Raw genomic sequence first — 15119 nt, 5'->3', positions numbered from 1 at the left:
GGTGACCTCCTGTGAGCGGCAATGCGCGGCCAGTTTATCCGGTGGCAGATCTCACTCACAAGGTGAACGGACATCCACATCGCTCGCCCCAGGAATTAATATGGGCGGCGAGGAGGCATCCGATATGACATCCGAATCGACATCTCACACAACACCCGTATCTGAGCCGACCCCCGCACCGGACTCCAGCACGGAACCCGCTCCCCGCCTGGTGGTGGGCGCGGCCCTGGTTGCTGACCTCACCAACCCCAGCGGGGTCCTGGCCACCCAGCGCTCCTACCCCGAATGGGCGGACGGCCTGTGGGAATTCCCCGGCGGGAAAGTGGAACCCGGGGAAACCCCGCGCGAGGCGCTACACCGGGAAATTTCCGAGGAGCTGGGCTGCGGTATTGATATCGGTAGGCAGCTGGCCAATCCCGATAGCCCGGACGGCTCCTGGGATCTCAGTTCCGGGGAGCACAATACCGGGCTGCGGATGATGGTGTGGCTGGCGCGTCCCTTCGGGGAGATCACCCTGGGTCCGGCGCACCGTGATGCTCGCGTCCTCACCGCCGCCGAACTCGAGAGCGTGGAATGGCTGCCCGGGGATGTCCAGATTCTTCCTGTGCTGCGCGCCGCCCTGGGTGGGCGCTAACCGAAGGCACGGTGCGGGCCGCGGCGGGCAGGCGCCTGAGCTGCGCCGTCGTTCCTAAGATGACGCACGGCGCGCGGTGCCGTAACCTAGGAGGACGATCCCCAGCACAAGGAGAAGTCACGCATGAAACACAGCGCGCACGGCCCGGCGCGATGGCCGCTGTATTTCTTGCTCTTCGCCGCTGCCGTTCTCGCGGGCGTGCTCGCCCTGGTGGGAGTCTCGTATTTTTCTGGCGACGACGCCGCCGTGCCCGCGCCCACCACCGCGGGCCCCGAACCCGGGCGCAGCGCCTCCGCTAATCTCACCCAGCTGCGCAACCAGGTCCAGGAACTGAGCGCGGGAACCTGCCCGAATCCCGATACCGCTGCGGCTATTCTGGCCGATTACGCGAGCGCGGCGGCCGCGGGCGGCACGTACACCGCGGAGGCACCGCTCCTCAGCGAAGCTCTGCGCGCTCTCTCCTCCAGCTGCGGGGCGGATTACACCGTGAGCTTGAGCGCGGCACTTGGCGATACTGCCGCCCCGGCGGATTTCCAATCTTTCGCGGCCTCGCGCCAGTGGTGGAAGCTGGTGCGCCCCGCCCCGCCGGAAGCCACCCGCCTGGAATCTTTCACCACCCCCATGAATAACGTGCGCTGTTCCCTCGACGAGAAAGCCGTCAACTGCACGATTTTCACCTATGACTACGTGTCCCCGCCCGGATGCGAAGGAGAACCGGCTAATTACACCGTGGGGCTGACGGGCACCACCACTGCCGGATGCTCCACCCAGGTGAGTACCGCAAAAGAAGTGCCCTACGGCAGCGTGGTGGCCGCGCACGGCTTCGCCTGCACCGCCGACCAATACGCCGGCATCTCCTGCTGGTCAGAACTGACCGGCCACGGATTTACGGTGCGGCGGGCCGCCGAAGAAGTGTTCTAGCTGCGCTAGCTGCGGCGGGCTCGTCCAGAGCCAGGCGGGCCCGCGGCAACTCAGCCCATCGGGATCAATCCAGCGCACGCACGGCCGCGAGCACCCGGGCACTGCCTTCCGGTTCAGCCACGCTCACGCGCACGCCCTCGCCGAGCACCCGCACCAGCACCCCGGCGTCCATACAGGCATCCTCGAAACGCGCGGCGGTAACCCCGTGGCGGGCCAGCTCCGCCGCGTCGATCCACAGGAAATTCGCGTATGAGGTAGGCGCGTGCCAGTCAGCCTCCGCGAGCTGCGCGGCCAGCTCGTCGCGCGCGCGGGCCAGCTGCGCGGCGCGCTCCAGTACGGTTGGCGCTTCGGTGAGAGCAGCCTGGCCGGCTACCTGGGCGAGGCGATTGACACCGAACGGCGTGGCGATACGGCGCAGCGGCTCGGCCATCGCGGCGCTGGTGAGCAGGTAGCCCAGCCGCAGCCCGGCCAGCGCAAAGGCCTTGGAGAACGTGCGGGCCACCACCAGATTCGGATAGTGGCGCGCCAATTCTTTTCCGTTTTGTACGACGGCGCGGCTCGCCTGGCTCTCACCCACCGCGGGAGCGAAGTGAATATACGCCTCGTCAAGAAGTACCGGGATGCGGGCGGGAACCCGGGCGAGAAAATCAGCCACCTCGGCGTGCGGAATGGTGGTGCCGGTGGGATTATTGGGCGAGCAGAGGAGGATAGCGCGGGTATTCTCCGTAAGCGCGGCGGCCATGCCCTCTAAGTCATGAGTGCCATCCGCGCGCAGCGGCACCCTGATAAAACGTCCGCCTGCGGCAATGGTGGCAATAGGGTAAGCCTCGAAAGAGCGCCAGGGACTGACCACCTCACCGCCCGGAGTCACCACGGCCTGCAAGAATTTTTCGATGAGGGCGGTGGAACCATTCCCCACCACGATGCCGGCCGGATCCCAATCCTCATAGGCCGCGAGCGCTGCGGTGAGCTGCGCGCAGGACATATCGGGATAACGGTTGAGCGCCCCGCCGTGATCGACAGCGGCCGCGAGCGCGGCGGCCACCGCCGGGGTGGGCGGGAAGGGAACTTCGTTGCTGGAGAGCTTGACGCTATCGGCGTTGCGCGGGCGTTTCCCGGCAACGTAGCTGGGCAGATCGGCTAATTCGGGGCGGAACCATTGCATTCTTCTATTGTGCACCATCACGGCGAACCACCCGGCCGCCATTCCGCGCGCCACCCCGGCGCCATTCCGCGCGCGCCCCGCCGTCGCTTCGCGGCGCTCCTGGCAGCGTGGGCGCCGTAGGATGCGGTTATGGAGACCTTTGTGAAAACCGGTGACCCGGCCGAGATCTGGGGTGAAGCGCTTTCGCTGGCGGAGCTGGCCGAGGCAACTCCGAGTGGCGGGGCACCCGTTGTCCCGATCCTTTCCACCGCCGCGGATCACGACCGCGGTATCTTGCGCGAAGAACGCCTGCGCTCCGTGCGCCCCAGCGCCGCGGCCGCCCGGGAATTCGGGGCGCGCCTGGCCCGCACGCACGCGTGGGATCCTTCCGGAAAGCGGATTTTCGGGCAAGCTCCCGGCACTGCCCACGCGCGCCCGATCCGCCTGGGTTCCTGGGATTTACCGGTGGTGCCCGCGGATTCGCCCGCGCGCAGCTTCGGGGAGTTTTACGCCGCGGCCCGCATCGAGCCCTACCTGCGCCCCGCACGTGACAACGGGGCGCTGGACGCGAGCGGTGCCCGCGCACTGGAGCATATCTGCGAACGCCTGCGGGCCGGGGTTTTCGATAGCCCGCAACCGGCCCTGGTACATAGCCAGGCAGCCCTCCTCCACGGGGATTTATGGAGCGGGAACGTGATGTGGACCAATCGGGGCGGGGTGCTTATTGACCCGGTTGCCCACGGCGGGCACGCGGAAACCGATCTGGCCGCCCTCACGGTCTTCCGAGCTCCGTACGCGGAGGAAATCTACGCCGGCTATAACGCCGTCTCTCCGCTCGCTCCTGGGTGGCAGCACCGCATTGGCCTGCATAGCCTCCCTATTCTTATCCTGCACGCCGCACTTTTCGGCGGATCCTACGGCGCGGAAACCCTGGCGGTGGCCCGGCCCTACCTCTAGTGCCGCGACCGGCTAGTTCTGCTAGCGGCGCGCGGATCTGCCAGAATAGAGCCATGAGTGAGCATCGCGCGCCAGAATCAACTTCCGCATCCACCCCCGTCCCGAGTATTTCCGGGCCGCTCTCCCCGCTAGATGGGCGCTATGCCAGCGCTACCGCACCGCTACAGCCCTACCTGTGCGAGGCCGCGCTCAACCGCTACCGGATTCACGTGGAAGTCGAATGGCTGATTTTCCTGTGCGAACGCGCGGTGATTCCCGGGGTGGGGGCGCTACCCGAGAGCGCCGTCGTATATTTGCGCGCACTTCCCGAAAAGTTCGACGACGCCGCAGCACGCGAGCTGGCCACCATCGAGGCGGAAACCCGGCACGATGTCAAGGCTGTCGAATACTTCATCAAGAAGCGCATGGACGCGGGCGGGTTGGGCCACCTGCGGGAGATGGTCCATATCTTCTGCACGTCGGAAGATATTAATAGCCTGGCGTGGGCCTTGGGCGTGCGCGATGCGGTGCGCCGCTGCTGGTTGCCGCGCGCCTGGGGGCTGGTCGCGGATCTGAGCGATCTGGCTCACACCCACGCGCAGCTGCCCATGCTGGCCCACACCCACGGGCAGCCGGCTTCGCCCACCACCGTCGGCAAGGAGCTCGCCGTCTTTGCGCACCGCTTGCACCGTTCCCTGCGCCGGGTGGAAGCCGCGGAGTACTACGGGAAATTCTCCGGGGCCACCGGGACTTTTTCCGCGCACGCCACCGCTATTCCGGATGCGAACTGGCCGGAACTGGCCCGCGATTTTGTGGAGTCCCTGGGCCTGACGTGGAATCCGCTCACCACCCAGATCGAATCCTATGATGCGCTTGCCGATCTTTTTGACGATATTGCGCACGTCAATCGCATCGCCCACAATCTCGCCACCGATATGTGGACCTATATTTCCTTGGATTATTTCCATCAGAACCTTGCCGCGCAGGGTTCGACCGGCTCCTCGACGATGCCGCATAAGGTCAATCCCATTCGTTTTGAAAACGCGGAGGCGAATCTGGAGATCAGCTCCGGGCTCTTCGCAGTGCTCAGTCAGACTCTCGTGACTTCGCGTATGCAGCGCGATCTCACGGATTCCTCCACGAAACGCAATATCGGGGTGGCACTGGGGCATTCCTACCTGGCCCTCGATAATTTGCGGCGCGGGCTGGCCGGGGTGGATCCCAATCCCGCCAAGCTTGCCGCGGATCTGAACGCGAATTGGGAAGTGTTGGGCGAGCCAATCCAGCAGGCCATGCGGGCCGCGGCGCTGGGCGGTGCCGAACACCTGGAAGACCCTTACGAACGGCTCAAGGCACTGACGCGCGGGCGGAAGGTCACCGCGGACGATATGCGGGAATTTATAGCGGGCTTGGGCTTGCCCGAGGAGTTGGAACAACGTCTCCTTGCTCTCACCCCGGCCGGATATACCGGCCTGGCTGCACAACTCGTGGATTTCCTGGAGGACACGCCCAGGCTCGCGGCCAGCTAAGCCTGCTAAGGTAGCCGGCAGGCCGCGCGGCAGCGCGGCGTCGTCGTAAAAAATACGGCATATGTGCCGCGGCTCGCGGTGCCGCAACCAGAGGAGAAGCGTGAACGTAGCAGCATGGACGAGCGTCCTGGCCACCGCACCCGCGCCGGGAAGCGACCCGGGTGCGCTGAGCGGAATCACCGGTTGGGTGGTCAGTGTGATGGACGCTATCGGCGGTTTCGGGGCGGCGCTTCTCATCGCGCTGGAAAATATTTTCCCGCCGCTGCCGTCCGAGGTGATTTTGCCGCTGGCCGGGTTCACGGCCTCCTCGCCCACGTCGAATATGACGCTCATCGGCGCGATCCTCTGGTGTACCGCCGGTTCGCTCGCGGGGGCCTGGCTGCTGTACGGACTGGGCGCCTGGCTGGGGCGCGAACGCACCCGCAAGATTCTGCTGTGGTTCCCGCTCACCAAACAATCCGACGTGGATAAAACCGAAGCCTGGTTCGATAAGCACGGCAGCTGGACGGTGTTCTTCGGGCGCATGATCCCGATTTTCCGTTCCCTCATTTCACTTCCCGCGGGCGTAACAAATATGGGGATGCTGAAATTTACCGCGCTAACAGCGGTTGGCTCGGCTATCTGGAATACCATCCTTATTTACGCCGGGTACCTGCTGGGCGCGAATTGGACCATCGTGGAAGATTACGTGGGGATTTTCGCGAAGATCGTGGTCGCGGTGTGCCTCGTGGTCGCGGTGGGGTGGATTATTCACCGCGTGGTTATTAACCGGCGGGGGCGCTAAGCTGCGGGGAGGCAGAGCCGCGCAGAACTCGACTAAAATCGGCTAAAAGTGGCATAGGGAGCCTGCTAACGGTCGGTTGGTACCATATTTACCATACGCGAGCGATTTATAAGCGGTTAAAGGCCCTAACGGAGAGATCGCCGGAGTTGAGGTGAAAATCGCTAACGCGACCAGCTGCTCATGATCCTCAACACCGTCGCCCAGGAGTACCACCACCTCGACGGGATTTACGCCATCCCCCTCGCGCTGTCGGGAGAGTAAATAGCGAGCCTCGAGCCATTAACAGGTGGGTTCCCGTCCGGCTACGAACACAATAGGGGGTGCGGACGGTTTCCTAGAGATTTTTAAGGAGAACGTTCAATGAGTAAGCGTACGTATACGAGCGAGCAGATCCCGAGTTCGAACCCGATTCGAGCCTGCTAGCAAGCCGAAAAGTCCGGATAAAACCAACACCAAGTGTCCTATAGGCCCGTACCGCAGAATCTGCGATACGCACCCACACCTATATAAGCCGCGCGAAGAACTACGCCTTCTGCTTCTCCACCAGGGCCTGCAAAGCCTTGGTATCCAAGCCGGAGAGTTCATCCACGAGCAGCTGGCGCTCCAGGCGCTGCAGATCGCGCAGCGGCAGCTCGGACAGGCGCGCGATAATTTCCTGGCGCTCGTCGTCCGGTGCGAGCTGCGGGGCCGGAGCCGCACTCGGTGCGGAAGCACCCGCGGTGGCAGAGCCCCCGCCCTTGGGTACCGTCGTCGTAATAGAAACAATGGCGAGCAGCAAGAACACCAAAGAAACACCCAAGGCGACCATCGCGGCCAGGCGAATCGAGGAGTTATCCGTACGCCCGGACATCGCGATCACATCCGGCACCGGGGCGCCCTGCAGCCCGTAGAAGACCGCCAGCGAAATCGCGGTACCGATCGCCCCGCCCAGCGAGGAGGCCATCTTGTAGATACCCGAACCGGAACCGGCCTGGGAAGCCGGCAGGTTCGACAGCGCCGCGTCCGTGGACGGGGTGGCGTAGAAGGCTAAGCCCAGGCCGAAGAGGCAGTAGGCGATAACCGCCATGAGCACGTACTGGCCGATGAGCAGGTGCGTGGTCATGAGTAGCCCGCACGCCACGATGGTAATGAGGCAACCCCAGATCATGGGCTTGCGCGGCCCGAAGCGCTGGAGCAGTTTCTCACCGATGCGGATGAAGGCGATAATGCACACGCCGTAGCCCAGCGAAAGCAGGCCCGCGTCAAAAGCACTGTAGAGCGAACCGTCTGCCTTGTGCCCGGCCAGCTGGATAACCTGCTGACTAATAATGAGCATGCCGATGGTGCCATTGACCAGGAAGTTGGAGATCGTGGCACCCGTGAACGTGGTGTTCTTGAAAAGCGCGAAATCAATGAAGGGATTGGCCTGCTTGCGTTCCCACCCGAAGAAGAGCGCGTAGGAAACAACCGCGAGCGCGGTCAGCAAGAGCGTGGCCGCGCTCCCCCAACCCAACTTCGAGCCGTAGAGCAGCACGATCATGAGCCCGAGGGTGCCGGCGATGAAAAGCACGAGGCCGATGGCATCGAAGCTCTTGCGCGGGCCGGTGCTTTCCACCCGGTTTTCCGGGGTGCCCAGGATCATGAGGAAGGCGAGCACGGAAATAATGATCGAGGCGATGAAGATCCCGCGCCAGCCCACGAATTGCACCACGGTGCCGCCGAAAATCGCGGCGAGGCCGGAGCCACCCCAGGAACCAATCGACCACATGGACACCGCGCGCTGGCGGGCCGGGCCGTCCCAGTAGGCCTTCACGAGGGCCATCGAGGCCGGCATAATGCAGGCCGCACCCAGGCCCTGGATCGCGCGCCCGGTCAGCAGCAGCGGCAGCGCCACGCCCCCGGCAGCGAAAATGAGCAGGAGCGATCCGGCTGCGTTGAGCACAATCCCGAGGAGGGTGATGCGCACGCGCCCGATTTTATCGGCCAGCCCGCCCATGAGCACCATGAAGAGGCCGGAGAACAGGCCGGTAATGGAGACCGCGAGGTTCATCCCGGCCGCGTCTACGTTGCCGAGGTCCTCCATAATATTGGGTGCCACGGTGGCGGCAGTTCCGGCGAAGAGCCAGAAGGTCACAACCGCGAGGACGATGCCATACAGAAGTTTTTCGGTGCCGCGGTAGCCGGCATCGGCCGGCGCCTGTGCGCCAGTAGTGGTAGCCATAGTTTTATCCTTTGTCATCGTGGAAATGTAGTCCCGCTAGTCCCGCGCCAGCCAGGCGAGCGCGGCGACGGCCGCGGCTTCGGTACCGGTGGCGAGGGTGGGTTGGAGAACCGGCCCGAAGGCGGGGTTGTGGTTGGGGTAGGTGGGTGCGCCTTCCGCGAAGCCGCCGAAGCCCCAGTAGGTGTAGGGAATCCCGAAGGCGTCCGGGATCACGCTGAAATCTTCGGAAGCCGATACTTCTCCGCAATCCATCACGCGCTCTTCCCCGAAATGCGCCAGGAAAGCCTGGGTGACCTTGTCGGTGGTGGCGGCGTCATTATTGGTGAGCGGGTAGGAATCGTAGATCTCGAATTCCGGTGCCTGCGGGGCGCGGGCCGCTTCGCATTCGGCTGTGACCGTGCGCTTAATGCCATCAAGGAGCTGTTCGCGCACGTCCATGTCGTAGGCGCGAATATTAATAAGCAGGGTGGCCGTGTCCGGAATAATATTTGATTTGCTTCCGGCGTGGATGGAGCCCACGGTAAGCACCGCCATCTTGAAGGGATTAATTTCGCGCGCCACCACGCTCTGCAACCGGGTCACCACGGCGGCGGCCAGCACCACCGGGTCGATGCTCAGATGCGGCATGGAGCCGTGCGAACCCTTCCCGTGCAGGGTCACCTTGACGGAGGCGCCGGTGGAGAGGATCGCCCCGGCGTGGGTGCCGACCTGCCCGGCGCGCATGGGCCCGGCGAGCACATGCTGCCCCAAAGCCACATCCGGTGCCGGAATCTTATCGACGAGGCCGTCGGCCACCATGGAGCGCGCCCCGGCCGCGGTTTCTTCCCCGGGCTGGAACAACGCGATATAGGTGCCAGCCCAGGCTGTGCGATTTTCCGCAAAAATACGGGCGGCGCCCAGCGCGCAGGAAATATGGAAATCGTGGCCGCAGGCGTGCATGGTCGGGACCTCATTGCCGTCCGCGTCCGTGCGCGTCTGGGTGGAGGCGTACTCCAGCCCGGTCGCTTCCTTGACGGGGAGCCCGTCAATATCGGCACGGAAAAGCACCGCGGGCCCTTCTCCGTTTTCCAGCACACCGACGACGCCGCCGCCGATCCGCTGCGTTGCGTACCCGAGGCGCGTCAGTTCCGCGTCGATAGTGTCACAGGTTTCTTTTTCCTGCATAGAAAGTTCGGGATGCTGATGCAGGTGGATATAAAGCTCTTCTTGCCAGGAGGTGAATGAATCCACCACCTCTTTAACATTAATCATGAATCACCTTTCCGTATGGAGAGGGTCGGTGGAAGCTCAATCGTTGCGAGTGCGTGGAGTGATCATCCGGCCCTGTCCGTGCCTTGTGCCCGGCTCACGCGCCGGGTCTACTTCAGATAGTAGCGGTTAAAGCGTGCTGCGTGCCGCGCCGGTACGCTTAATGCATGGCTACTATTTTTGTGCAGTGCGACGACGACGCCGCACCCACGCCCACCTTCGCGCCCCATGCCGGCCGGTCCGCTGCGGCCCCTCCCGGGGAAGGTGATGTGCTCCTCGATATTTCCTGGTCCTCCCTCAATTACAAAGACGCGCTCTGCCTGAAAGGTGACCGGGGCGTGGCCCGCATCAGCCCGCTTATTCCCGGCATTGACGCGGTGGGGACGGTGCGCGAAGCCGGCCCGGACAGCCCGGTCCATCCGGGGCAGCTGGTGAGCGTGAACGGGGCGGGCTTGGGTGAATTCCACCACGGGGGCTACACCCCGCTTTTGCGGGTGCCCGGGGATGCGTGTGTACCGGTGCCGGAAGTATTCAGCGCCGCGCAGGCCGCGGCCCTGGGAACGGCCGGATATACGGCGGCGTTGTGCGTGCTAGCACTGGAGGAACGCGCGGCGGCTGCACCCGCGCCGCCGCACGGTGCCGCGGCGGAAAAACCTTCCGGGGCGAGGAAAGACGGCCCGGTGCTGGTGACCGGGGCAAGCGGCGGGGTGGGTAGCATTGCCCTCCATCTCCTCGCGCAGCTGGGCTATGAGCCGATAGCGCTGACCGGGCGGGCGGAGCGCTTCGGGAATTTCCTGCGCGGGCTCGGTGCTACCGAGGTGCTGGCACGTTCGGAACTAGAAGCGCCTTCCGCCCGGCCCCTCCAGAAGGCCCGCTTTGCGGGCGGAGTGGATACGGTGGGCGGGCAGGTGCTCGCGAATCTCCTGGCGCGCACCCGCTGGGGCGGGACGGTGGCCGCCTGCGGCCTGGCCGGCGGAACCGCGCTCCCCACCACGGTACTGCCCTTTATTTTGCGGGGCGTGACCCTGGCCGGGGTGGATTCGGTGCGCGCCCCGCGGGCGCTGCGCCTGCGCGCCTGGGAGCTGCTGGCCGCGCACGTGGATGTGGGCGTGCTCGATTCCCTCACCCACGTTATTGACCTTGCTGATGTTCCCGAAGCCGGGCGTGAGCTTTTGGCCGGCCAGCGTTACGGGCGCACCGCGGTACGGATCACCCCGTAGCGGGTAAAATACTGCATTATGATTGACCAGCGCACTGAAGGCTCAAAAGTTTCTATTATCGGGGCCGGGGCGGTGGGGACGTCCCTCGCCTACGCCATGCTCATCAAAGGCGTTGCCCGGCATGTTGTTCTCCAAGATATCAACGCGCAGAAGGTGCATGCCGAAGCCCTCGATCTTATGCACGGCGGCCAGTTCATGCCGACCGCGAAAATTGAAGGCACCGATAACGTGGAGGCCACCGCGGATTCCGATGTCGTCGTGATTACCGCCGGGGCACGCCAGCGGCCGGGCCAGTCCCGCCTGGACCTTGCCGGGGCGAGTGTGGCGATGATGCGCTCCATTGTTCCCCCGCTGGTCGAGCTTTCTCCCAATGCTATTTTCGTCGTCGTCGCTAATCCCGTGGACGTGGTCACCCAAGCCGTTCTCAAAATCTCCGGACTGCCGCCCGCACGCGTTTTCGGGACCGGAACCGTGCTCGATTCTTCGCGGCTACGCCAGCTTATTTCACAGAAGTTCCACGTGGCTACCTCGAATGTGCACGCCTATATGTGCGGTGAGCACGGGGATTCCGAGACTCCCATGTGGTCGATGGCCTCGATTTCCACGGTGCCGATCCGCGAATGGGAGCTGCGTTCCGGCCCGGTCACCGATGAACTCCTCGACGGCATCGCCGACCGCGTTATTAACGCCGCCTACGAAGTAATCGAAGGGAAGGGCTCCACGAATTACGCCATCGGCTTGGCTGCTTCGCGGATTATCCAGGCGGTGCTGCGCGACGAACGCGTGGTGCTCTCCGTCTCCCGGCTCATGACCGGCTGGAACGGGATTTCCGGAGTGTGCATGTCCGTCCCCACCATCGTGGGGGCGCGCGGCGCAATCCGGCAGATCGATATGAAGCCGTCCGATGCGGAGCTGGAATCCCTGCGGGCCAGCGCCGCGCAGATTCGCGAAGCGCTCTCAAACCTCGAGGGAATGGGCGACGACGCTTGAGCCTAGCGGCAGGAGGGACCATGGCGCGCACGGGGGCAGCGAGCATCGCGGACCTGAGCCGGCCGGCCGATGAGCTGGCCCCGCTGCTGCTGGGCGCGGTGGTGAGCGACGGCGCCGTGGCGGTGCGCCTGACCGAAGTGGAAGCCTACCTCGGGGCCGATGATCCAGCCTCGCACGCTTTCGCCGGGCCCACCCCGCGCGCCCGGGTCATGTTCGGGCCACCCGCCCACCTCTATGTCTATCTCAGCTACGGCATCCACCGCATCGGCAATATCGTGTGCGGGGCGGATGGCGAAGCCAGCGCGGTGCTTTTGCGCGCCGGGGAAGTCGTGGCCGGACTGGAGGAAGCTACCCGGCGCCGGACTAAGCCAGCTGCCACTCCGCCCGCGCGCCAGGCCCTGGCGCGCGGGCCAGGCAACTTAGGCCAGGTCCTCGGTTTGGATACCTCCATGAGCGGGCTGCCGCTCGCGGTGGAAGATGCTGATGAGGGAATCCTCTTTCCTGCGGCAGCTTCTACTCTGCGTTTCCACCTGGAGCTGGCACCGGCTCCACTGCCCTATCAGGCGGGTCCCCGCATCGGGATTTCCCGCAATACAGATGCGCCTTTGCGCTTCTGGCTACCCGGGGATCCCACCGTGAGCGGGCGGCGTTGAGAAACGCACATCCCGAACCACTCCTCCCGCGGGTGCGCCGGCGCGGGCGGGATGGCCGGCTCGCGCCTGCGGACCGCTAGGCCAGTAGGAAAACCGCAACGGAGCGCGCGGGCACAGTAACGGTGCCGCGGATGAGCGTGGCGCCGCGAACTGCGTCGCCGTACCCCTGCCGTTGAATAGGCGAAAGCGCGTAGGTTTCCGTGACCCCCTCGATTTTTTCCGTGACGGGGCGCGGGGAGGCGTTGAATACCGCGATAATGCCGTCGAGCTGCGGATCGATATCCGGGCCTGCGGTGTCGTCGATGCGCATGATAATGAGGCCGGGGGTGGCGCCCGGCCCGCCGTTGGGGAAACTCACTTTCGCGCGGATGAGCTCCGCCCTCCCCAGGGTAAAAAGCGGGCTGGAATGGCGCAGGCGCAGCAGCTCGCGGGCGATGGTTTGCGCGCGGGCGATATGCTGCGGGCTGGGGCGCAGCTCGGGGCGCGCTAGGAGGGGGCCAATGACCGGCCAGGATGCCTCGTTGCGGCTGGCGGGTGGCAGGCCCACCCCGAAATTATTGCTCTGCCCGGAGAAATCCAGGCGGTTGAAGTGATCCCCGGAATTATAGGAATCCCGATCCAGGGATTTCGAGCGGAGCAGCTCGGTGCCCGCGTGCCAGAAAGCCGGAGCCTGCCCGAGCGCCACCGTGGCCAGGGAGAGCAGCACCATCCGGATGCGGTCATCGATGCTGAGGGAGAGCGGTAGTTTGTAGATGCCGATATCCCACAGAGTTTCGTTATCGTGCGCGTCCACGTAGTTGACGGCCTCCTGCGGCTGGGAGGCGAAACCGGCAGGCCGCCCGCCGTAATCCAGTTCGGAGCCGCGTTTCCATTCCCCGGTGTGGGTGAGGAAACTAAAATCGCGCAAGGCCCCGGCTAGGGAGAGTTTGACCAGGTCAGTGGCCTGCCCGAGGCGTTCGCGCTGTTCTTCCGGAAGGCTGGGGCCGTGGCCATTCGGATCGGTGAACAGGCCGGTACCGTAGCCCTGGTGGTGGCGTTTATCGGAATCGAAAGGCCCGCCGCCGGTGACGGCATCACGCAAGCGATCATTGAAAGTCCCGATACCCGTGCCGTTCATCTCCACCTGGGTGGCCTGGCGGAAACGCGCGTTATCGGCCACTTCCCCGAAATTCCAGCCCTCCCCGTAGAGGTAGATGCGCGCACCGTCAACGCCATCTCGCTCCACCGTGAGGGAATCGAGGGCGACGCGCACCGCCTCCATATTTGCGCGGCTGTGGTGGCCCATGAGGTCGAAACGGAAACCGTCCACGCGATAGTGCTTGGCCCACAGCACCACCGCATCCACCATGAGTTTCTCCGCCATGAGATTTTCGGTCGCCACATTCGGGCAGCACGTGGACGTGGCGACGGTGCCACGCGCGTCCAGGCGGTAGTAATAACCGGGCACCACTTTATCGAGAACGGAGGCGGCATCCCCGCCGGCTGCAGCCGTGTGGTTATAGACCTGATCTAGCACGACGCCGAGGCCAGCCGCGTGCAGCCCTCCCACCATGGCACGGAACTCCGCGATGCGCGCCCCGCCGTGGGGTTCCACCGCGTAACTGCCTTCCGGCGCCAGGTAGTGAAACGGATCGTAGCCCCAGTTATAGGCATCGACATCCGCCACCGCGCTCACGGCCCGCTGCTGGGCCGGGGAATCCGGGGCTGCGGATGGAATCTGCGGGATTTCCTGATTCTCGGGGCGTTCGGGAATGGTGGCGATATCGAAAGTAGGGAGGAGGTGAACGGTGGTGATTCCGGCCTGCGCCAGGGCGCGCAGGTGGCGCATACCGGCAGAATCCCGCAGCGCAAAGGCACCGTATTTTCCGCGCAGCCGCTCGGGAACGCTCGCGTCCGAGATGGAAAAATCACGCACGTGCAGCTCGTAGATCGTATGGGCAGCCGGGTTAGCGAGGGTGCGCTGCGGGGCGGTGCGCCACAGTTCCGGTTGGTAGGCCAGGTCCGCAAGATCAACGAAGACCGCACGCTCGGAATCCACCGTGAGAGCCACCGCATAGGGGTCGGTCACCCGGTAGGTGACGGCGGCACCCGCCACCGGATCAACCACCTCAACCTCGAAAAGATAGCTGGCGTTCTTCCAGGCCGGGGTGCCGCTGGCGTGCCAGATACCCAGCTCATCGCGGGCCATAGGATATGTGGTGGTGCGTGGGGCGCCCGGACCGGCGGTAGGCGTGGCGGCACCAACGGCGGCACCCGCACTCGCGCCGGTGCCCGCACTCGCGCCGGTGCCTGCCACCTCGATACGAACCTGCCGGGCGGTGGGAGCCCAGAGTGCCACCGCGGGCGCATCCCCGTGCCATGTCACCCCGAGGGTGGCCTGGCGGGCACCCGCGTAAAGATCATCGATCATGCCGGCGATCTGCACTCCGGTCAGAGCGCTGAGTTCCCCCGCGGCGTTGCGGCGCGCCACCAGAAGCTGCCCGCGTAGGGCCTCGCGCAACCGGTGGGAGGGTACCCCGCTCAGGCGCAGCGCGGCGTACCCGGCCAGGTGAGCACGGGTGGGAATGGCCGCGGCCGGGATACCACCCGGGTCTACCGCGAGGGCGCATAGCCGCGTGGCGCCGCTCTGTTCGGCGCTGCTATCGCCTGGCACCCCACTGCCCGGCACCCTATCGCCCCCTGCCTGAGCACCGCGCGCCCGCTCACCGAGCGCGCCGGCTCCATCCGGGCAGGTCCACAGCTCAAAACTGTCGCCCTGCGCGATGTGCTCCGCGGGCCAGGCAATCACAGATCGGTTAACCGACGGGGCGCGGAACTCCCCGGAGCCGAAGAGCGCCTCGGAATTCCAGTGGTGGGTCAT

General features: G+C 65.1%; 12 protein-coding genes. 8 read left to right on the top strand and 4 right to left on the bottom strand.

Going from position 1 to position 15119, the window contains the following annotated elements:
• Positions 1 to 100: 100 nt before the first annotated feature.
• Together ACTFPK_RS04365 and ACTFPK_RS04360 are read left to right on the top strand one after the other, a co-directional pair.
• Positions 101 to 634 carry a (deoxy)nucleoside triphosphate pyrophosphohydrolase gene (locus ACTFPK_RS04365; protein WP_439911189.1) on the top strand — a complete coding sequence of 178 codons (534 nt, stop codon included), beginning with the start codon at positions 101 to 103 and terminating at the stop codon, positions 632 to 634.
• Positions 635 to 757: 123 nt separating this feature from the next.
• Positions 758 to 1555: a hypothetical protein gene (locus ACTFPK_RS04360; RefSeq protein ID WP_439911187.1), complete on the top strand. Its 798-nt coding sequence runs from the start codon at positions 758 to 760 to the stop codon at positions 1553 to 1555.
• A gap of 64 nt (positions 1556 to 1619) precedes the next feature.
• Here ACTFPK_RS04360 and ACTFPK_RS04355 read toward each other — a convergent pair whose 3' ends face one another.
• Positions 1620 to 2720, bottom strand: coding sequence for an aminotransferase class I/II-fold pyridoxal phosphate-dependent enzyme (locus tag ACTFPK_RS04355; protein ID WP_439911186.1), 1101 nt, complete (start codon positions 2718 to 2720; stop codon positions 1620 to 1622).
• A gap of 129 nt (positions 2721 to 2849) precedes the next feature.
• On the opposite strand from ACTFPK_RS04355, the gene ACTFPK_RS04350 reads away from it, so the two are divergent.
• From ACTFPK_RS04350 to ACTFPK_RS04340, 3 genes are all read left to right on the top strand, one after another.
• Complete coding sequence (locus ACTFPK_RS04350) at positions 2850 to 3656, top strand: fructosamine kinase family protein (RefSeq protein ID WP_439911184.1); 807 nt, start codon at positions 2850 to 2852, stop codon at positions 3654 to 3656.
• A gap of 53 nt (positions 3657 to 3709) precedes the next feature.
• Positions 3710 to 5164, top strand: coding sequence for an adenylosuccinate lyase (gene purB / locus ACTFPK_RS04345; RefSeq protein WP_439911182.1), 1455 nt, complete (start codon positions 3710 to 3712; stop codon positions 5162 to 5164).
• 100 nt (positions 5165 to 5264) lie between these two features.
• Positions 5265 to 5948, top strand: coding sequence for a DedA family protein (locus ACTFPK_RS04340; protein ID WP_274732939.1), 684 nt, complete (start codon positions 5265 to 5267; stop codon positions 5946 to 5948).
• A gap of 523 nt (positions 5949 to 6471) precedes the next feature.
• Here the strand turns inward: ACTFPK_RS04340 and ACTFPK_RS04335 are convergent.
• Both ACTFPK_RS04335 and ACTFPK_RS04330 read right to left on the bottom strand, forming a co-directional pair.
• A complete protein-coding gene (locus ACTFPK_RS04335; protein ID WP_439911181.1) occupies positions 6472 to 8148 on the bottom strand; it encodes an MFS transporter in 1677 nt (558 codons plus the stop codon).
• A 36-nt stretch (positions 8149 to 8184) separates the two neighbouring features.
• Positions 8185 to 9399 carry an amidohydrolase gene (locus ACTFPK_RS04330; RefSeq protein WP_439911180.1) on the bottom strand — a complete coding sequence of 405 codons (1215 nt, stop codon included), beginning with the start codon at positions 9397 to 9399 and terminating at the stop codon, positions 8185 to 8187.
• A 164-nt stretch (positions 9400 to 9563) separates the two neighbouring features.
• Here ACTFPK_RS04330 and ACTFPK_RS04325 point away from each other — a divergent pair, with 164 nt between their 5' ends.
• Genes ACTFPK_RS04325 through ACTFPK_RS04315 form a run of 3 tightly spaced genes read left to right on the top strand, consistent with a single transcriptional unit; the run spans position 9564 to position 12259 of the window.
• The gene (locus ACTFPK_RS04325) at positions 9564 to 10616 is read left to right on the top strand and encodes an acrylyl-CoA reductase family protein (protein ID WP_439911179.1); all 1053 of its coding nucleotides are present in this window, start codon (positions 9564 to 9566) and stop codon (positions 10614 to 10616) included.
• 18 nt (positions 10617 to 10634) lie between these two features.
• Entirely contained in the window at positions 10635 to 11606 is a 972-nt protein-coding gene (locus ACTFPK_RS04320; RefSeq protein WP_274732928.1) for an L-lactate dehydrogenase, read from the top strand.
• Positions 11607 to 11626: 20 nt separating this feature from the next.
• Complete coding sequence (locus ACTFPK_RS04315) at positions 11627 to 12259, top strand: DNA-3-methyladenine glycosylase (RefSeq protein ID WP_439911178.1); 633 nt, start codon at positions 11627 to 11629, stop codon at positions 12257 to 12259.
• A gap of 76 nt (positions 12260 to 12335) precedes the next feature.
• Here the strand turns inward: ACTFPK_RS04315 and pulA are convergent.
• Positions 12336 to 15119, bottom strand: a 2784-nt coding sequence (pulA, locus tag ACTFPK_RS04310) for a pullulanase-type alpha-1,6-glucosidase (protein WP_439911176.1), incomplete at its 5' end; no start/stop codon positions are given.

The sequence above is a fragment of the Actinotignum sp. UMB0459 genome (assembly GCF_051905915.1).
Lineage (GTDB): Bacteria > Actinomycetota > Actinomycetes > Actinomycetales > Actinomycetaceae > Actinotignum > Actinotignum sanguinis.
Note: the sequence above shows the minus strand (reverse complement) of the source record. Positions and strands in the feature narration are given on the sequence as shown.